Annotated in this window: 23 protein-coding genes; 11 read left to right on the forward strand and 12 right to left on the reverse strand. The window is 55.4% G+C overall.

The features are described 5' to 3' along the window. The 3 genes from VZP09_RS07860 to VZP09_RS07870 form a co-directional block, all read right to left on the reverse strand. The coding region (locus tag VZP09_RS07860) for a 4Fe-4S dicluster domain-containing protein (protein ID WP_183060788.1) at positions 1–340 on the reverse strand (340 nt) is incomplete at its 3' end. A gap of 10 nt (positions 341–350) precedes the next feature. Next, positions 351–2,786, reverse strand: a complete 2,436-nt coding sequence (gene ynfE, locus VZP09_RS07865; protein ID WP_032438454.1) for a selenate/tellurate reductase subunit YnfE — start codon at positions 2,784–2,786, stop codon at positions 351–353. 150 nt (positions 2,787–2,936) lie between these two features. Next, entirely contained in the window at positions 2,937–3,206 is a 270-nt protein-coding gene (locus VZP09_RS07870; RefSeq protein ID WP_002903714.1) for a DUF1161 domain-containing protein, read from the reverse strand. A 101-nt stretch (positions 3,207–3,307) separates the two neighbouring features. Between VZP09_RS07870 and VZP09_RS07875 the strand changes: the two genes are divergently transcribed. Beyond that, a complete protein-coding gene (locus VZP09_RS07875) occupies positions 3,308–4,018 on the forward strand; it encodes a YnfC family lipoprotein (RefSeq protein ID WP_004183934.1) in 711 nt (236 codons plus the stop codon). On the opposite strand, the gene speG is transcribed toward VZP09_RS07875, so the two are convergent. Together speG and VZP09_RS07885 are read right to left on the reverse strand one after the other, a co-directional pair. Continuing rightward, positions 4,012–4,572, reverse strand: coding sequence for a spermidine N1-acetyltransferase (gene speG, locus VZP09_RS07880; protein WP_004179730.1), 561 nt, complete (start codon positions 4,570–4,572; stop codon positions 4,012–4,014). The genes VZP09_RS07875 and speG overlap by 7 nt on opposite strands. A gap of 78 nt (positions 4,573–4,650) precedes the next feature. Continuing rightward, complete coding sequence (locus VZP09_RS07885; RefSeq protein WP_002903720.1) at positions 4,651–4,992, reverse strand: DUF1283 family protein; 342 nt, start codon at positions 4,990–4,992, stop codon at positions 4,651–4,653. A 108-nt stretch (positions 4,993–5,100) separates the two neighbouring features. Here VZP09_RS07885 and VZP09_RS07890 point away from each other — a divergent pair, with 108 nt between their 5' ends. From VZP09_RS07890 to VZP09_RS07905, 4 genes are all read left to right on the forward strand, one after another. Beyond that, positions 5,101–5,463, forward strand: a complete 363-nt coding sequence (locus tag VZP09_RS07890) for a YnfA family protein (RefSeq protein ID WP_072198387.1) — start codon at positions 5,101–5,103, stop codon at positions 5,461–5,463. 113 nt (positions 5,464–5,576) lie between these two features. Then, complete coding sequence (locus tag VZP09_RS07895) at positions 5,577–6,860, forward strand: MFS transporter (RefSeq protein WP_117068294.1); 1,284 nt, start codon at positions 5,577–5,579, stop codon at positions 6,858–6,860. Between the two features lie 253 nt (positions 6,861–7,113). Further along, the gene (locus tag VZP09_RS07900; protein WP_064277358.1) at positions 7,114–8,577 is read left to right on the forward strand and encodes a mannitol dehydrogenase family protein; all 1,464 of its coding nucleotides are present in this window, start codon (positions 7,114–7,116) and stop codon (positions 8,575–8,577) included. Between the two features lie 264 nt (positions 8,578–8,841). After that, positions 8,842–9,273 carry a universal stress protein gene (locus tag VZP09_RS07905; RefSeq protein WP_002903728.1) on the forward strand — a complete coding sequence of 144 codons (432 nt, stop codon included), beginning with the start codon at positions 8,842–8,844 and terminating at the stop codon, positions 9,271–9,273. 50 nt (positions 9,274–9,323) lie between these two features. Here VZP09_RS07905 and VZP09_RS07910 read toward each other — a convergent pair whose 3' ends face one another. Together VZP09_RS07910 and ydfG are read right to left on the reverse strand one after the other, a co-directional pair. Then, a complete protein-coding gene (locus VZP09_RS07910; RefSeq protein WP_002903730.1) occupies positions 9,324–10,010 on the reverse strand; it encodes a GntR family transcriptional regulator in 687 nt (228 codons plus the stop codon). Positions 10,011–10,101: 91 nt separating this feature from the next. Next, on the reverse strand, positions 10,102–10,851 hold the full coding sequence (gene ydfG, locus VZP09_RS07915; RefSeq protein ID WP_328795023.1) for a bifunctional NADP-dependent 3-hydroxy acid dehydrogenase/3-hydroxypropionate dehydrogenase YdfG: 750 nt from the start codon (positions 10,849–10,851) through the stop codon (positions 10,102–10,104). A 130-nt stretch (positions 10,852–10,981) separates the two neighbouring features. Here ydfG and dcp point away from each other — a divergent pair, with 130 nt between their 5' ends. After that, complete coding sequence (dcp, locus tag VZP09_RS07920; protein ID WP_328795024.1) at positions 10,982–13,027, forward strand: peptidyl-dipeptidase Dcp; 2,046 nt, start codon at positions 10,982–10,984, stop codon at positions 13,025–13,027. A 77-nt stretch (positions 13,028–13,104) separates the two neighbouring features. Here dcp and VZP09_RS07925 read toward each other — a convergent pair whose 3' ends face one another. Further along, the gene (locus VZP09_RS07925) at positions 13,105–13,491 is read right to left on the reverse strand and encodes a nuclear transport factor 2 family protein (RefSeq protein ID WP_002903735.1); all 387 of its coding nucleotides are present in this window, start codon (positions 13,489–13,491) and stop codon (positions 13,105–13,107) included. A 99-nt stretch (positions 13,492–13,590) separates the two neighbouring features. On the opposite strand from VZP09_RS07925, the gene VZP09_RS07930 reads away from it, so the two are divergent. Continuing rightward, on the forward strand, positions 13,591–14,361 hold the full coding sequence (locus VZP09_RS07930; RefSeq protein ID WP_223174961.1) for an AraC family transcriptional regulator: 771 nt from the start codon (positions 13,591–13,593) through the stop codon (positions 14,359–14,361). A gap of 50 nt (positions 14,362–14,411) precedes the next feature. On the opposite strand, the gene VZP09_RS07935 is transcribed toward VZP09_RS07930, so the two are convergent. Then, positions 14,412–15,086, reverse strand: a complete 675-nt coding sequence (locus VZP09_RS07935) for an SOS response-associated peptidase (RefSeq protein ID WP_023313134.1) — start codon at positions 15,084–15,086, stop codon at positions 14,412–14,414. Between the two features lie 171 nt (positions 15,087–15,257). Here VZP09_RS07935 and VZP09_RS07940 point away from each other — a divergent pair, with 171 nt between their 5' ends. Next, complete coding sequence (locus VZP09_RS07940) at positions 15,258–15,386, forward strand: hypothetical protein (protein WP_004219446.1); 129 nt, start codon at positions 15,258–15,260, stop codon at positions 15,384–15,386. Between the two features lie 54 nt (positions 15,387–15,440). Continuing rightward, a complete protein-coding gene (locus tag VZP09_RS24835) occupies positions 15,441–15,563 on the forward strand; it encodes a small membrane protein (RefSeq protein ID WP_032431766.1) in 123 nt (40 codons plus the stop codon). Here the strand turns inward: VZP09_RS24835 and VZP09_RS07945 are convergent. The 3 genes from VZP09_RS07945 to VZP09_RS07955 all read right to left on the reverse strand — a co-directional run bounded on the left by VZP09_RS07945 (position 15,560) and on the right by VZP09_RS07955 (position 16,700). Then, the gene (locus VZP09_RS07945) at positions 15,560–16,195 is read right to left on the reverse strand and encodes a helix-turn-helix transcriptional regulator (RefSeq protein WP_023307356.1); all 636 of its coding nucleotides are present in this window, start codon (positions 16,193–16,195) and stop codon (positions 15,560–15,562) included. The genes VZP09_RS24835 and VZP09_RS07945 overlap by 4 nt on opposite strands. Before the next feature lie 67 nt (positions 16,196–16,262). Further along, the gene (locus VZP09_RS07950; protein WP_328795025.1) at positions 16,263–16,385 is read right to left on the reverse strand and encodes a hypothetical protein; all 123 of its coding nucleotides are present in this window, start codon (positions 16,383–16,385) and stop codon (positions 16,263–16,265) included. 219 nt (positions 16,386–16,604) lie between these two features. Further along, a complete protein-coding gene (locus tag VZP09_RS07955) occupies positions 16,605–16,700 on the reverse strand; it encodes a YnaM/YnfT family protein (RefSeq protein ID WP_271229884.1) in 96 nt (31 codons plus the stop codon). Between VZP09_RS07955 and VZP09_RS07960 the strand changes: the two genes are divergently transcribed. Together VZP09_RS07960 and VZP09_RS07965 are read left to right on the forward strand one after the other, a co-directional pair. Then, the gene (locus tag VZP09_RS07960; protein WP_223174880.1) at positions 16,660–16,761 is read left to right on the forward strand and encodes a hypothetical protein; all 102 of its coding nucleotides are present in this window, start codon (positions 16,660–16,662) and stop codon (positions 16,759–16,761) included. The genes VZP09_RS07955 and VZP09_RS07960 overlap by 41 nt on opposite strands. Positions 16,762–17,206: 445 nt before the next feature. Continuing rightward, entirely contained in the window at positions 17,207–17,680 is a 474-nt protein-coding gene (locus tag VZP09_RS07965) for an Hsp20 family protein (protein WP_020805002.1), read from the forward strand. The last annotated feature ends 58 nt before the right edge of the window (positions 17,681–17,738 follow it).

The following is a 17,738-nucleotide window of genomic DNA, read 5'->3' on the forward strand; positions in this document are numbered from 1 at the left end:
GGGCGCCGTACGGGCAGGCCATATGGCAGTAGCGGCAGCCAATGCATACCTCTTCGTTGACCACCACAAAACCGTCTTCGCGCTTATGCATCGCGCCGCTCGGACAGACCTTGGTGCAGGCCGGATCTTCGCAGTGGTTACAGGCGATGGAGAGGTAATAGGCAAACACGTTCTGCTGCCAGACGCCGTTGTCCTCCTGCCAGTCGCCGCCGGCATACTCATAGATCCGGCGGAAGCTGACCTCCGGAGTCAGGTTCTTGTAGTCCTTACAGGCCAGCTCGCAGGTTTTGCATCCGGTACAGCGAGCGGAGTCGATAAAGAATCCATATTGCGTGCTCATGGTTTACTCCTTAAACCTTCTCGATATCGACCAGGTTGGTATGCTGTGGATTCCCCTTCGCCAGCGGCGACGGGCGGTGGGTGGTCAGGGTATTCATGCAGGCGCCATGGTCGATCCGATCTCCGGTCATATTGGCGTCGTGCCAGGCGCCCTGGCCCATCGCCGAGACCCCCGGCATGATGCGTGGCGTCACTTTCGCCGGAAGACGGACTTCGCCGCGCTGATTAAAAACGCGCACCATATCGCCGTTTTTAATCCCGCGTTTTTCCGCGTCAAGTGGATTGATCCATACTTCCTGGCGACAGGCCGCTTGTAATACATCAACGTTGCCGTAGCTGGAATGGGTGCGCGCTTTATAGTGGAAACCAAACAGCTGCAGCGGATACTGGCTGCGCAGCGGATCGTCCCAGCCTTCAAATGTGGAGGCGTAGACCGGCAGCGGGCTGATAACTTCGTCTTTCTCCAGCTGCCAGCGGGCGGCAATCTCTGCGAGTCGGCTGGAGTAGATTTCAATTTTGCCGGACGGGGTTTTGAGCGGATGCGCTTCAGGATCGCGCCGGAAGTCGCGATAGGCGACGAAGTGGCCGTTCGGGTCTTTGCGCTTGTAGATGCCCATTCGCTTCAGATCCTCGTAGGCCGGCAGCGCCGGATCTTTCGCCACCATTTTGGCGTACAGATACTGCAGCCACTGTTCCTGGGTACGTCCCTCGGTAAAACGTTGATGCACGTCGTCGCCGAGCCGTTTCGCCACTTCGCTTAGGATCCAGTAAATCGGTTTGCGTTCGAACTTCGCTGAGGTGGCGGGCTGAATAAAAATCAGATAGCCCATATTGCCGGCGTAATCGTTAGGAATGATATCCTCCTGCTCAACGGTCATCAGGTCGGGCAGCAGCAGGTCGGCGTATTTCGCCGACGAGGTCATAAAGTTGTCGATAACCACAATGGTTTCGCACTTGCTTTCATCCTGCAGAATTTCGTGGGTCTTATTGATGTCGGAGTGCTGGTTGATGATGGTGTTGCCCGCGTAGTTCCACAGGAACTTGATCGGCACATCCAGCTTCTCTTTTCCGCGTACGCCATCGCGGCTGGCGGTCATCTCTGGACCGCGCGCGATGGCGTCGGTCCAGGTAAAGCAGGAGATGGCGGTCTTCACCGGGTTTTCCAGCACCGGCAGGCGCTCAATGGTGATGGTGTAGGTTGATTCGCGGGCGCCGCTATTGCCGCCGTTGATGCCGACGTTGCCGGTTAAGATCGGCAGCATGGCGATCGCCCGGGCGGTGAGTTCGCCGTTTGCCTGGCGCTGGGGCCCCCAGCCCTGGCAAATGTAGGCCGGCTTGCTCATGCCGATTTCGCGCGCCAGCTTAATGATGCGATCGGTGGGGATACCGGTAATACGCGAGGCCCACTGCGGCGTTTTAGCGATCCCGTCGTCGCCCTCGCCGAGGATATAGGCTTTGTAGTGACCGTTCGCCGGCGCCCCGGCCGGGAGCGTTTTCTCGTCGTAGCCAACGCAGTATTTATCAAGGAAAGGCTGGTCCACCAGATCTTCGTTAATCAACACCCAGGCGATACCGGCCACCAGCGCGGCGTCGGTGCCGGGGCGAATGGGGATCCACTCATCTTCCCGACCGGCGGCGGTATCGGTGTAGCGCGGATCGATGACGATCATTCGCGCGTTAGAGCGCTCGCGGGCCTGCTCCAGATACCAGGTAATGCCGCCGCCGCTCATCCGGGTCTCCGCCGGATTGTTGCCGAACATCACTACCAGCTTGCTGTTTTCAATATCCGAGGTGCTGTTGCCGTCGTTACTGCCGTAGGTGTAGGGCATGGCGCAGGCAATCTGCGCAGTACTGTAGGTACCGTACTGGTTAAGCGAGCCGCCGTAGCAGTTCATTAAACGCGCTACCGGCGACGCGGAAGGCGACGAACGGGTGATGTTGCCGCCGACGATCCCTGAAGAGTAGTTAATGTATACGGCTTCGTTGCCATACTGCGCTACCACGCTCTTCAGGCGGTCGGCGAGGGTATCCAGCGCCTCCTGCCAGCTGATGCGGACAAATTTGCCTTCTCCGCGCTTGCCGACGCGCTTCATGGGATAGTTAAGGCGATCCGGATGATTGATGCGCCGGCGAATCGAACGCCCGCGCAGGCAGGCGCGGACCTGATGGTCGCCGTAGCGGTCGTCGCCGGTGTTATCCGTTTCGACGTAAACCACTTCATCATCACGCACGTGCAGCCGCAGGGCGCAGCGGCTGCCGCAGTTAACCGAGCAGGCGCCCCAGACAATGCGGGTTGTGTCGCCTGTAGCCTGTTGTACCGCCGCCGCGGCGCGGCGCAGCGTAAAGGGCAGGGTCAGCCCGCCGGCGGCCAGCGCCAGGGAGCCGAGGGCTGTAGATTTGAGTAGCGCGCGTCGGCTGACGCCGCCGGGAGATTCCTGATTCGACATTGCTCACTCCATGATCGTTATGTTGTACGGAGAAGGGCCGCTGTGCCATTAACAGACGCAGGGGTGAGCGATAATACGTTATGGGTAGCCAGTAGACCTTATCCCTGGTCAATGCAGGGATAAGATCTTTCATTTGAAACCGAAGAGGACTTACTGAGCGTCGTTTTCGGCGGGACTGTCGCTGTTACGCGTATAGGTGATTTTGAAGGTGTCGTTGGCGCAATGACCGACCACCTGAACCCCGGGCTGGTCTGCCTGATCGTTTGGCACAATGGCCAGGCTGAAGGCGGTTTCCGGTACGCCATTGTTGATGATCTTCTGCTGGATGTCGCTTTTGACCCGTTCACAGGAGTCGGGAGCCGCCAGTACGGCCGTGGAGCACAGCAGTAGCGCAGCGCCGGTGCAGAGGGATAGTTTCATCTTACGCTCCTTATCGATGTTATCCAGATTTAAGCATAGCAGAACTGGTGTAAACAATTGTATTTGCTAATATGATCGGATGTACACAAAAGGAATCGTCTGTGAAAAGATTGTATTGGCTGATCCCGGCAGCGCTGCTGCTGACGGCATGCGACCGTAAAAGCGCCCCGGACGCCTTCACCCCGGAAATGGCGAGTTTTTCCAATGAGTTTGAGTTTGATCCCCTGCGCGGGCCGGTGAAAGATTTTAGCCAGACGCTTCTGGATGAACACGATGTGGTGGTCAAGAAGGTGAGCGCTCAGCTCTCCAGGGAAGGGTGTTTCGATCTGCTGACCCTGGAAGATGTGGAGAACAAAACCGGCGCCACGCTGCTGCTGGACGCCAACTATTACGTCGACGGGCGCACCCACGAGAAGCGGCTGCGCCTGCAGGGCAAGTGTCAGCTGGCGGAGATGCCTGCCGCCGGGGTGAGTTGGGAGACGGATGATAACGGTTTTATTATCAGCGCACGCGGCAAAGAGACCACCGCCACCTACCGCTATGACAGCGATGGCTATCCGCTGGGAAAAACCACCACCGCCAAAGAGGAGCGATTTACCGTCGCCTCAACGCCGTCAAAGGATCCGCGTAAGAAATTGGACTATACCGCCATCAGCACCTTCAACGATCGCACGCTGGGCACGGTGCGTCAGACCTGCGACTACGACGATCACGACAATCCGCTGAGCTGTGAGCTGCAGGTGATCGATGAAAGCGTCCAGCCGCCGTTGACCCGCCACTACACCATTAAAAACCGTATCGATTATTACTGAGCCGTCGGCTTCAGCAGGGACGGCCCGGACGTTTTGTGCTCGGCCAGATACTGGTGCTGGAACAGGCACATGCGGATGGTGTTGCGGTACTCGCCGTTAATGAAAAACTCATGGATCAGTTCACCCTCGACCATAAAGCCGAGCTTGCGGTAAATATGGATCGCTTTTTCATTCTCTTTATCAACGATTAAATACAGCTTATACAGATTGAGCACGGTAAAGCCATAGTCCATCGCCAGGCGTGCGGCGCGGGTGGCGAGACCTTTTCCCTGGAAGTCGGGGGAGATGATGATCTGGAACTCGGCCCGGCGGTGCACATGGTTGATTTCAACCAGCTCCACCAGTCCGGCTTTATCGCCATTGCATTCGATGACAAAGCGGCGCTCGCTTTGATCGTGAATATGTTTGTCGTACAGATCGGAGAGCTCAACGAAGGCCTCGTACGGCTCTTCAAACCAGTAGCGCATGACGCTGGCGTTGTTATCGAGCTGGTGGACGAAGCGCAAATCTTCGCGCTCAAGCGGGCGGAGTTTGACGTGTAGCGCGTCGGTCATGGAGATTCCTGTGGTCAAAACGGAAAAGGGATTACAGAAAGGCGGCGCCCGCAGGCGCCAGCGTGGTCAGGGAGCGGCTCAGGGATTGATCGCGCGGCCGGTGCGACGGTCAAGACAGCGCAGGGTGTTTGGCTCCCAGTAGGCATTGACGTTGGCGCTCTTCTGGCAGTTATCCTGCGCGTCGAAAGCGACATCGGCTTTATCCCACTCTTTTTCCGCCCGTTTGTTCACCTTCTGGCGCAGGCTGCGGGTGTCGTTCCATTGCTCTTTTTCCATCGACGCCTGCTGACGGCTCTGCGCGCTGTCGCCAGATTCAATCACCAGCCGGTCGGTGGCGGCATAGGAGCTGGAGGTGTAGACCACAGCGCTTAACGCCAGAATGGCGGTCAGGCACCAGCGTTTGTTCAGTGTCATGTTCATCACGATTTCCTTTAAGTGATGGGTTAACCCTCAGGTTCAGTTTACTACAGCTCTTTTGTCGGGCATAGCCGGCAAAACAGCGTGGGGCAGAGGCCATTATCGCGTAGAATGGTTCAACGCTTTGTCTCTTTTACGAATCTTTTAATGCTCAAAACAACGCTGCTGTTCTTTGCTACCGCTCTGTGTGAAATCGTCGGCTGTTATCTACCGTGGCTATGGCTCAAGCGCGGGGCAACGCCGCTGCTGCTGATCCCCACCGCCCTGGCGCTGGCGCTATTCGTCTGGCTCCTGACGCTCCATCCGGCCGCCAGCGGGCGGGTATATGCCGCCTACGGTGGGGTGTACGTTTGTACCGCATTGCTCTGGCTGCGGGTCGTTGATGGGGTCAAATTAACCCATTATGACTGGGCGGGCGCGGCCATCGCCCTGTGCGGCATGCTAATCATCGTGGCGGGGTGGGAACGGGCCTAAGCCCGTCATGTGTGATCCCTGCCGCTTTTTTCAACCCTAATTCTTGTATGGTAGTCGACCTGTTGCCTTACTTATCAGACATCCTATTTCATATGACTCTGTAAGGAACAACGATGGCTATCGAGACTCTTGCCGCCCGGACCAGGGCGACGCCGTTACGCATCCGTCGGGTGCAGAAGATCACCCTGACGCTGCTGTTTATCGCCGGTATCGTCAACTTTCTTGACCGCTCTTCGCTGAGCGTCGCCGGGGAGGCGATACGCGCCGACCTGGGCCTTAGCGCCACCGAGTTTGGGGTGCTGCTCTCCGCCTTTTCGCTCTCCTACGGCTTCGCGCAACTGCCCTCCGGTATTTTGTTGGATCGCCTGGGGCCACGGATTGTGCTGGGCGCCGGGCTGATTTTCTGGTCCGCGATGCAGGCCCTGACCGGGATGGTCAATTCGTTCTCGCATTTTATTCTGCTGCGCATTGGCCTCGGGATCGGCGAAGCGCCGTTTATGCCAGCCGGCGTGAAATCGATCAACGACTGGTATGCGCAAAGAGAGCGCGGCACGGCGGTGGGAATATTCAACTCCTCGACGGTGCTGGGCCAGGCTATCGCCCCGCCGGCCCTGGTCATCATGCAGTTGGCCTGGGGTTGGCGAACGATGTTTGTGGTGATTGGTTTAGCCGGGATCGTGGTCGGCCTGTGCTGGTATGTGGGCTACCGTAACCGTCGGCAGTTTACCCTGCAGGAGGAGGAGCAGCAGTATCTGGCCAGTGAGGAGGCGGCCCGCCCGGCGCTGAAGTTTAGCGAATGGCTGGCTCTGTTTAAACGGCGGACTACCTGGGGGATGATCCTCGGCTTTTCCGGTGTGAACTACACCGGCTGGCTGTATATCGCCTGGTTGCCCGGCTATTTGCAGGCGCAGCAGGGGTTAAGCCTGGCCCGTACCGGCTGGGTGGCGGCGATCCCGTTTCTTGCCGCGGCGGTGGGGATGTGGGTCAACGGCCTGGTGGTCGATGCCCTGGCGCGCAGAGGCTACGATCAGGCGAAAACCCGCAAAACGGCGATTGTTATCGGTCTGGTGCTGTCGGCGCTGGGCACCTTGCTGGTGGTGCAATCGTCCACGCCAGCCCAGGCGGTGGCTTTTATCTCCATGGCGCTGTTTTGCGTTCATTTTGCCGGGACGTCCGCCTGGGGGCTGGTGCAGGTAATGGTGGCGGAGCATAAAGTGGCTTCGGTGGCGGCGATCCAGAACTTCGGCAGCTTTGTGTTTGCCTCCTTCGCGCCGATCGTGACCGGCTGGGTAGTGGATACGACTCACTCTTTCAATCTGGCGCTGGCGATCGCCGCCGGGGTGACCTTTGCCGGGGCGCTGTGCTACTTCTTTATCGTCAAAACTCGCATCGATTAACAACGCTCGGCGATTCGTCAACAGCAGGCCCGCAGGGACGCGCGGCCGCCATGTTCTTCTCCTGCGCTATCCTGTCACTGCGGCGATTGCAGCCACGTGCCCCGTGCTTTATCAGGCGAGATCTTCTTGTATGGTAGTTGACAGAAATCAAAGATGTTATACCAATTGCGTGAGATGGTTGAGGCACAAAGGCATTCTCCTCGAGAGTTCTCCCCGAGAATGGTTGATGGGCTACATAACAACGAGAGTCATCATGGAAAACACCCTCTTAACCGCTAACGCCACGCTGCCGACCTACGATCGCAGCGCACTGATCCCCCGTATCGTTCATCTTGGTTTTGGCGCGTTTCATCGCGCTCATCAGGCTGTGTATGCCGATATACTGGCCAGCGAGTACGGCAGCGACTGGGGCTACACCGAAGTTAATCTGATTGGCGGCGAGCAGCAGATCGCCGATCTCCAGCAGCAGGATCTGCTGTATACCGTCGCCGAAATGTCCGCCGACGCCTGGACCGCGCGCGTGGTTGGTGTGGTGAAGAAGGCGCTGCACGCCGGGGTTGATGGTCTCGAAGCAGTGCTGGCGGCGATGTGCCAGCCACAGGTGGCCATTGTCTCCCTGACGATTACTGAGAAAGGCTATTGCCATTCGCCAGCCAGCGGCGAACTGCAGCTCGATCACCCGCTGATCGCCGCCGATCTGCATAACCCGCACCAGCCAAAATCGGCGGCGGGGGTAGTGGTGGAGGCCTTATCTCGCCGCCGGGCGGCCGGCCTGCCTGCTTTTACCGTGATGTCCTGCGATAACATGCCGGAAAATGGTCACGTGATGCGCAACGTCGTCTGCGCCTACGCCCGGGCTTTAGACGAGGATCTTGCCGCATGGATAGAGCAGAATGTCACCTTTCCGTCGACCATGGTGGACCGGATTGTCCCGGCGGTGACTGCCGAAACCCTCGATAAAATTAACCAGCTGACCGGGGTGCGCGACCCGGCCGGGGTGGCCTGCGAACCTTTCCGTCAGTGGGTGATTGAGGATAACTTTGTTGCCGGACGTCCGCAGTGGGAGAAAGCGGGAGCGGAACTGGTCGCCGACGTGGTGCCTTTCGAAGAGATGAAGCTGAGAATGCTCAATGGTAGCCATTCGTTCCTCGCTTATCTCGGCTATCTGGCCGGTTATCAGCATATCAACGACTGTATGCAGGACGATAACTACCGTCGCGCGGCGCTGTCGTTGATGCTGGACGAACAAGCACCAACGCTGAAGGTGCAGGGGGTGGATCTGTCACGCTATGCCAGTTTGCTGATTGACCGTTACTGCAATCCGGCGCTGAAGCACCGCACCTGGCAGATAGCCATGGACGGCAGCCAGAAGTTGCCCCAGCGCATGCTGGACTCAATACGCTGGCATCTGGTGCATCAGCGTGATTTTACACTGCTGGCGCTGGGCGTGGCAGGGTGGATGCGCTACGTTGGCGGCGTTGACGATGCGGGCCAGGCAATCGAGATATGCGACCCGTTGTTGCCGGTTATCCAGCAAGCGGTGGCTGCCAGCGCCGATGGCGAAGCGCGAGTCAAAGCGCTGCTGGGTATTGAGGCGATTTTCGGCGTCGAATTGCCGCAGGAGTTACGCTTTGTCACGGCGGTGACCCGCGCCTACTTAGCGCTGCAGCGGCAGGGGGCTAAAGCTACCGTCGCCGCGTGGGCCGCCGCGCAATAATCTTTTTCCGGTGTCGGTCCCGGGGTCGACACCGGCTCTTCAGTTATTTCTACGATACTCCGCTGATGTCTATTTTTTGCTAGCGATCGGTTTTAGCAGACGCAGAATATGATCGAACGCAATGTCTATACATAACTCTATATTTCCCTGATTTACTAAAGATAATTAGCTGTTATTTTTCCGAACAATAGCTGGTGTTTCACCGCAATAATGGCATAGTTAAGTTATTGAAAAAGAACTTTCTCTGCAAAAGGAGTACGGGCCATGTATAAAAAAATTTTATTGCCTGTTGATGTCTTTGAAATGGATTTAAGCGATAAAGCGGTGCGTCACGCGGAATTTCTCGCTTCGGCCGAAAATGGCGAGATCACCTTGCTCAACGTTCTGCCGAACAGCAGCCGTTCGCTATTGCGCGGTTTTACGGCGGATATTCGTAAGTTTGAAGCCTATATGAAAGAAGAGTCGGAGAAAAAAATGCGCGAGGTGGCGCGACTGTTCGCCATCCCCATGACGCGGATCCATACCCGCGTAGTCTTTGGCAACGTGCGTGACGAAATTCTGGCTATCAGTAACAACGAAGAGTTCGATGTCATTGTGATTGGTTCCCGCAAACCGGGGATCTCCACCCATCTGCTGGGCTCCAACGCCGAGTCAATTCTGCGCTACGCCAAAACGCCGGTATTGGTCGTTAGATAATCCCTTCAATGAGGACGGCTGCGTCGGCCATGCCGGCAGCCGTCTGACTCTTATTCTTCACTAAACCAGTCGCGGTTCTCCTGGCGAATCAGCAGTACGGATTCGCTGATTTCATGCAAATGGATACTCATGGCTTTTTCTACCGCCTCGGCATCGCGTTTTTCAAGCGCGGTGAAAATCTCATGATGCTGGCGCAGAAGCATCTCAGGAGAGGTGACATGGTCCAGACTCATATAGCGGACGCGATCGATGGCGGCTTTAATATTTTCCACTGTCTCCCAGGCCAGCTGACAGTCGGCGATAATCGACAGCTTCTGGTGAAATTCATCATCGAGCAGGAAAAAGTCGTTTAACTGCTGCCGATCAACAGCAATACGCTGCTGGTGAAGATTCTGTTCCAGCTGATAAAGTTGCTCTTCGTTAATCATGCCGGCGGCACGGCGAACCACCGCGCACTCAATCGCCTGGCGGACGAAGCAACCATTACGCACCTGCGACAATGAGATTTTATTGACGTAGCTACCGCGCTGGGGACGAATCTGGATAAGTCCGTTTTCCGCCAGCTTAATGAAGGCTTCGCGCACCGGCTGACGAGACACCGCAAAACGCACGGAGACTTCTTTCTCCGACAGCGGTGTACCAGGCGGGATCAGGCAGTGAACGATATCCCGGCGGAGGATGCGATAAATTTGCTGATTGACGGGTTGCGTCGGATTCAGTTGCGATTCTGCGGCCATTGATGGTTACTTTTTAGGGGGTTATGCGCACTATTTTACGCGTTTTTTGCGTTTCCGCCCATACCCGGCCCGCAGGCCGGGTGGCTGACGGTTAGCCCTGACGGTGAACGCTGAGTCCGGCAAAGCTCTGACTCACCGGCATCATCTCCAGGGTGTTGATGTTGACATGTTTCGGCAGGGTGGCGACCCACCAGACCGCCTCGGTCACATCTTCCGGCGTTAGCGCNTGGGTATTTTCGTAAGCTTTTTCGGCTTTAGCGTCATCGCCCTTAAAGCGGACGTTAGAAAACTCGGTGCCGCCCACCAGACCCGGCTCGATGTCGGTCACGCGCACCGCGGTGCCGTGCAGGTCGGTACGAAGATTGAGGCTAAACTGACGGACAAAGGCTTTGGTCGCCCCATAGACGTTTCCGCCGGCGTAAGGCCAGCTGCCTGCCGTAGAGCCGATATTGATGATATGGCCGCGATTGCGCTCAACCATCCCCGGCAGCACGGCGCGGGTCATGTACACCAGCCCTTTATTATTGGTGTCGATCATATCTTCCCAGTCTTCCACACTGGCGCGGTGCGCCGGCTCCAGACCAAGCGCCAGGCCGGCGTTGTTCACCAGCACATCGATAGCCAGCCACTCGGCGGGCAGGTCAGCAATCAGCGTCTCAATGGCGGCGCGGTTGCGGACGTCAAGTTGCGCGATATAAAGGTTATCGCCCAGCTCGTCTTTCAGCGTCTTCAGGCGCTCTTCACGACGACCGGTGGCAATCACTTTATGACCGTTAGCGATAAAACGGCGAGTAATACTTTCACCAAAACCGGCGGTGGCGCCGGTGACCATGATAATCATCTTACTGTTCCTCAACGCTTTTTGTGTTTTCATACCATAGCACGCACAGGCGGCGACCGGTAACGGAAATCATTGCGACCCCTTAAGGAGAGGCCTAATCTTACAGCATTAGCCTGTACAGGAGAGAAAGATGTCCGAACGAAACCCCTTTTTTAGCGTCAGTACGTTGCCTTACCAGGCGCCGCCGTTCGATGTGATTGACGACAGCCACTATCGCCCGGCGTTTGATGAGGGCGTCCGGCAGCAGCGGGCCGAAATTCGCGCTATTATCGACAATCCGCAGCCGGCCAGTTTCGCCAACACGCTCGAGGCGCTGGAGCAGAGTGGTCAGCTGCTGGCGCGGGTGACGCGGGTCTTTTTCGCCATGGCTGGCGCCCATACCAATCCTTATATTCAATCACTGGATGAACAATTTTCCGCCGAACTCGCCGAGCTGGGGAATGACATCTGGCTTAATGCGGCCTTGTTTCAGCGCGTGAACAGCGTCTACGAGCAGCGCGACGCGCTGGCGCTGGACAGCGAGTCCTATCGTCTCCTGACCCTGACGTGGCAACGTTTTGTTCACGCCGGGGCGACGCTGGCTCCCGAGCAGCAGGCGGCGCTGCGCACACTGAACACCGAAGCGGCTACGCTGCAAAGTCAGTTCCAGCAGCGACTGCTGGGAGCGGCAAAAAGCGGCGGCCTGGTGGTTGATTACCGGCATCAACTGGCTGGCCTGAGCGATGAGGAGATAGCGGCGGCGGCTGACGCAGCGCGTGAAAGAGGGCTTAGCGACCGCTGGTTGCTGACGCTGACCAATACCACCCAGCAGCCGCAGCTGCTTGCGCTGCGCGACCGGCAAACGCGGGAGAATCTCTTCGCCGCCGGCTGGACCCGCAATCAGCAGGGCGATGAGCATGATACGCGTGACCTGGTACTGCGGCTGGCGGCGATCCGCGCGCAGCAGGCTGAGCTGTTGGGAGCCGCTGATTACGCCAGCTGGGCGCTGACCGATCAAATGGCGGCTTCCCCGGCGGAGGCATTGGGCTTTATGCGTCAGATCGCGCCGGCGGCGCGGGCGAGGGCGGAACGAGAGCTGGCGGACATCCAGCAGGTGATCGACAACGAAGGCGGGGGTTTTCGCGCGACGGCATGGGACTGGCTTTACTACAGCGAGCAGGTGCGGCGGGCTGCCTATGCCATTGATGACGCGCAGCTCAAACCCTATTTTGCCCTCGAGCGGGTGCTGCAAGACGGTGTATTCTGGACGGCCTCGCAGCTCTTTGGTCTGCGCTTTGTTGAGCGCTTCGATATACCGGTCTATCACCCGGATGTGCGGGTCTGGGAGATCTTCGATCACAACGGCGAAGGGATGGCGCTGTTTTACGGTGACTACTACGCTCGTGACTCAAAGAGCGGCGGCGCATGGATGGATGTGTTTGTCGAACAGTCGACTCTGCGCGCGCAGCGCCCGGTTATCTACAATGTCTGCAACTACGTCCGCCCGCAGGCAGGGCAAAGCGCGCTGCTGTCGTGGGATGAGGTGATCACCCTGTTTCATGAGTTCGGCCATACCCTGCATGGGCTGTTCGCCAGCCAGCGCTACGCCAGTCTCTCGGGGACCAATACGCCGCGCGATTTTGTCGAATTTCCTTCGCAGATCTTCGAACACTGGGCCAGCCAGCCGCAGGTGTTTGCCCACTACGCGAAGCACTACCAGTCCGGGGAGCCGATGCCGCAGGCGCTACGCGACAATATGTTGCGTGCGGCAACCTTCAATAAAGGGTATGACATGAGCGAGCTGTTGGCTGCTGCGTTACTCGATATGCGGTGGCATAGCCTGTCGACCTCGGCATTACCGGAGGAGGTGGACGCGTTTGAGCAGCTGGTGCTTCGGGAAGAGAACCTGGATCTGGCGGCGGTCCCCCCGCGCTATCGCAGCAGCTATTTCTCCCATATCTTCGGCGGCGGCTATGCGGCAGGNTATTACGCCTATCTGTGGACCCAGATGCTGGCCGACGACGGCTATCANTGGTTNGTGGAGCAGGGNGGTTTGACCCGTGAGAACGGNCAGCGNTTCCGNGANGCGATTNTNTCNCGCGGNAANAGCACTGATTTAGCTGAACTNTATCGNCAGTGGCGCGGNCACGATCCNCAGATTGAGCCGATGCTGAAAAANCGNGGGNTGANTGCGTAGGGCNATTTNNGNCTGACANGATANCCGGGCGCGNTGCCCGGTTTTTTGTCTGATCTAGTCGTAACCTTATATTTCTTTTACCTCACGCTGCCTAAATCTCTATCGCTCTCTCTCCCTTTAAGCATTAACGTGGCTTCTTCGATACGAATGAAGCGCCCGGAATCATCTATTTCAGCGAACATATAAACTTCCATGTCCACCTCTTCTCCGCTGCGCCTGGTGCACAGAACGCGATGCCTTGTGGCATAAAGATTCCCGTTACGAAGTTCGTCATGTAACTCAATTTTAGCGAAGGCGATAATTTCCCGGAGTCTACGCGCATGCTGAGCAAAGCCATCTAATCCTTCCCACTTGTTATCAGTGCGCTGCCGATAACCGGGACTAAAATAGCGACTGAGTATCCGATCCAGTGGTATCTGTTGGTGGTTGATAATGTCATCCAATACCCTAGTAATAGTAATCATTTTGATGGTTAGTCCTCTGTGAAAGTGATGAATACTTTACAATCGACTAACTGGCTTCAGTACGGTATAAAAGACATTAAACACCTCAAACACGCCAATATGCACGATCCATTGATTCCATTCGAACCGGTGTTTTCACCCCAGGGACCCACTTTACTCGTCGCGGTACGTCAGTCTGAGGTAATACGGGAGACTCCACGCCACCATCACAGCTGTGGGCAGTTAATCGGTGCCATACGTGGGCTACTTACGGTCGATGGCGGTGATTGTCGCTGGGTGGTACCGGCAACACATGCCGTCTGGATACCGCCAGGTGTTCCGCACGGCCTGCGCTCGCACGGTCCATATTCAGGATGGAGTGTTTATGTTTCTGCCAAAGCCTGTGGCGAGCTACCTGATAAGCCATCTGTTCTCTCAATGACAAATCTGCTGCGTGAAGCGATAACGCGAGCGGCTGCATGGCAAGGTGTAGAGCTTACTGCGTCCCAAAAACGTTTAGCTGGCGTTATTCTTGATGAAATTGGTTCCCTTCCCAGGGTTAATCTTGGGCTTCCAATGCCGCAAGATAGCCGATTGCTCAGAATCGCGCAGGCGCTGTCAGCAAACCCGGACGACGGGCGCAGGTTGGAAGAATGGGCAGCCTGGGCCGGCATGTCATCACGCACGCTCACGCGACGATTCCGAGCCGAAACGGGTTTTAGCTTCAATGAATGGCGACAGCGGATACGCTTACTCAGGGCTCTTGAGCTTCTGGCTGCCGGCAAGCCAGTGACGGCGATAGCGCTGGATCTGGGATATGACAATGTGAGTGCCTTCATAGCCTTGTTCCGTCGGATGTTCGGCACTACTCCAGGGCGGTATAAAATTTAATTATCTCTTCGCTGAACATGATGCGTTATCCGCCGCTTTGATTACGTTTGTCATGGGCTGAGAGGGGCAAGTAATTCGGGCCCCTGATTTTTCACATTGCCGACCGCCCGCGTTACCGGGTGCCAGGTAAAATCGTCGGCGGGGACGGCTCCGATGCTGGCTATCTCCGCCGCTTCCGCGCCGGTGACATCCTGCCTCATCCATTCCCGGGCGGCTTCAGGCGCCAGGACCAACGGCCGACGGTCATGAATATCGACAAGACCGCGATCGGCGGCGGCCGTCACGATCAAGAATCCTTCGGCATGGTCCCCACGTTCGAACGGAGTCCGACCAATCGCGGCCATAAAAATTGGCTGGCCATCCTTACGCTGGATAAAGTATGGCTGCTTTGTATTTCCTTCCTTTTTCCACTCAAACCAGCCGTCGGCGAAGCAGATCGCCCGTCCGTGCTCCCACAGCGGCTTGAACATCCTGCTGGAGGCTGCAGTCTCAACCCGGGCATTAATCAGCGGCGGTTTATCCCACCATCCTGGCGCATAGCCCCAGTAAACGGCATCGAGATGGAGTTGCTCATCGCGTTCATTGAGGAGTAAAACTTTTGTCCCGGGCGCGACGTTATAGCGCCCGATAGGCGCCGGGTCCCAGGCAATATCTCGTTCGGCCGCTTCCACGAGATGCGCCAGGTATTCCTCCCGGCTTTGCGCTTGCGCAAAACGTCCGCACATAGCCACCTCCAGCGTCATGTCTGACTAACAGTATAGATCAGCTGCAAAACGGTGTTTTCACCTGCCCAAATACCACGCTCCTTCCACGTCAGTAGACCATTATTTCAGGCCGTCATCTTGCCTGACGTCGCGACAGTACACGCTGGGCGTTAGGCCTGGCATTGTCCGTTTATGCTTCATCGTTATTACCCTAACGCCTGTCTGATAAAGGAAATCGTTTTTACTCTTTTTATTATCTTTCAGAATTATCGCACAGAGTTTTACCTTTGTTTGAAATGGTTGTCGCTGGGTTGTATTTGAAAATATCCACCCCTTATTATTTAAAAAGTCATCTTTATCTTTTAAAAGGTTGTTATGAGTAACTCACTATTATTAGTCCTGGCGGTGGTGTTATTGTTTACATCTTTGTTTTTTGGCCTGTCCTATGTTAGAGAAAGAAGAAAAATGAAGATGCGCTTTAATAAATTCCGACGTTAACCGATCCTTCCTGTGGAAAGCGCAAGAGCAACAGATGAGAATCTNGTTAACTCTTGTTTGGTAGCTATTTGGAATTTTTTCATAATATTGATTTTGTGAGAGAAGATCGTCTTATGACTGATGCCCAGTTTTTGCGCTATCTGCTGATTGTTCATTCCCGTTCTGATCGCATCGATAATATAAAGTTGTGATTTGGTCAAGGTTAACCGAGGGCATTTGACACAGCGTCTGCTGTCTTTTTCCAGCCCACCGCAACTAGATGTTGTCGACTCCGTCAGACGTTTTGCAATCTGATTTTTTACGCGGCGCAAGCCGCTGTTCATGCTGATAAAAGTGGCATCGCGTAGACAAAGTGGTAACTGTTCAACCTGCAAAGCGCTGTCGGTGGCGACGAAAATAAAAATAGACGTGTGCGGAGGAAGTTTTTTGAAAAACGGGTGGCATAGATAATGTTCACCAGCGGCCATTTCTGTGAACAGCATATCAATCGGACCTAATATATCTGTGGAACAGTCCACAACGGAATACGGTTCACGGATGTGTTCTTCTTTCGCGATCTCGCTAAGCAGTTCGCAAATTCCGCGATTAAGAAATATGTTTTCAGTGTTAATTAAAATATCAGGCATAGTCATGGCGATCGTGAAAGTTGTCATGCATTTAAAGTGGAGAACATTAAATGCGTATGCCTTTAGGATATTTCTAACAATCAACAAATGCAATAAGTCTAATTTTGGACTTTGAGCTGGCGAGTGAAATTAATGGCATATTAATCAATGACTTATTTTTTAGCGTTGCGCGGGCATGACCGCTAATTTGGCACAAACTGCTTAAATTGNTTATATTGCATGCGTTAATTCTGGTCTCAAATATATTAATCAGAGTTACTTATTCACTGTATGAATTGCTTTTTCAAAAATACCTTTTGCAGGCGCGGGTCCTTGAGGAGATTGCGCCTGAGCGAAACCTGGGGTGGTCATTGATAAAAAGGGGCGGGGTAGACCCGCCGCTGCGGAGGGTGAACAGCAACGGCGTACAACAGAATCAGTTATCAGGATTGTTGGAAATGCTTTTCCACACCATTCCCAGGCCGATCAACATCGACGCGAAGAGGGCGAACAGGGTGGTTGAGATAAAAATGCTGGTCATGGCGGTGCCTCAGAAAGTGCGTATGCAGATCATTAGGCACGGTGTCGGATGAAAGGTTCCTTACCCGGCCGGGTATATTTTCACCAGCGGCGTCCGGTTGACGGCAACAAGGCGAATGCCACGTCGAAGCGCCGCTGTTGGCAAGGGGATCCTGACAGGCAGCCGTGTTGCTAAACGCGCTGTTCATGGGGAGAATACACGACGGCAAAGGGGGAGCGATTCGGACGTTGACATCCCCTTAAACAAGTTATATATACATGTCGCTTCTGTTTATTGAATGTTAAACAGCATCAGTTATGGGACTCAGAAGCGCCACAGCCCCCGCCGTCGGGCGGGGGTAACTTCGCCACCGGCATGCTTATTTTTCACTGAGGCTGGCGAAGAAAAATTTTTTATTTCGGGTCTTGAAAAACGCGCCTTAGATATTATTTTATATAGCGGACAAGCAATGCTTGCCTTTATGTTGAGCTTTTGAATGAATATTCAGGAGGTTAATTATGGCACTCAAAACCTTGTCAGCACTCCCGGTATTTGCTGATTCTCTTTTTGCCGATCGCTTTAATCGTATTGACCGTCTTTTCAGCCAGTTAACGGGCGATACGCCGGTGGGCACTTTACCGGCTTATGATTTACAGAAAGTCGACGACAGCAATTTCCTGCTCTGCGTCAGCGTGCCTGGCTGGAAAGATGATGAGCTGGAAATAGAAACCGTAGGGGGGAATCTGCATATTTCCGGGAAACGCCAGGAAACCGATGCCTCGACAGACAGCGGTGAACGCTGGATTTATAAAGGTATCCGCCGCGCTAATTTCCAGCTCAGTTTCTCTCTTCCTGAACACGCCCAAATTAATCAGGCGCAGCTGGATAGCGGCATCTTAAAAATAGCCATCCACCAGGAGATCCCGGAGAGCGAAAAACCGCGTAAAATTGCGATCGAGAATCAGGGGCGCGTGATAGAACATAAAGTTTGATTCACCGTTGTTCCGAGGATGTTACCTTAAAGGCCCGCTCTGCGGGCCTTTATCCTTT

The organism is Klebsiella sp. EMBS2024, from assembly GCF_036233805.1.
GTDB lineage: Bacteria > Pseudomonadota > Gammaproteobacteria > Enterobacterales > Enterobacteriaceae > Klebsiella > Klebsiella pneumoniae.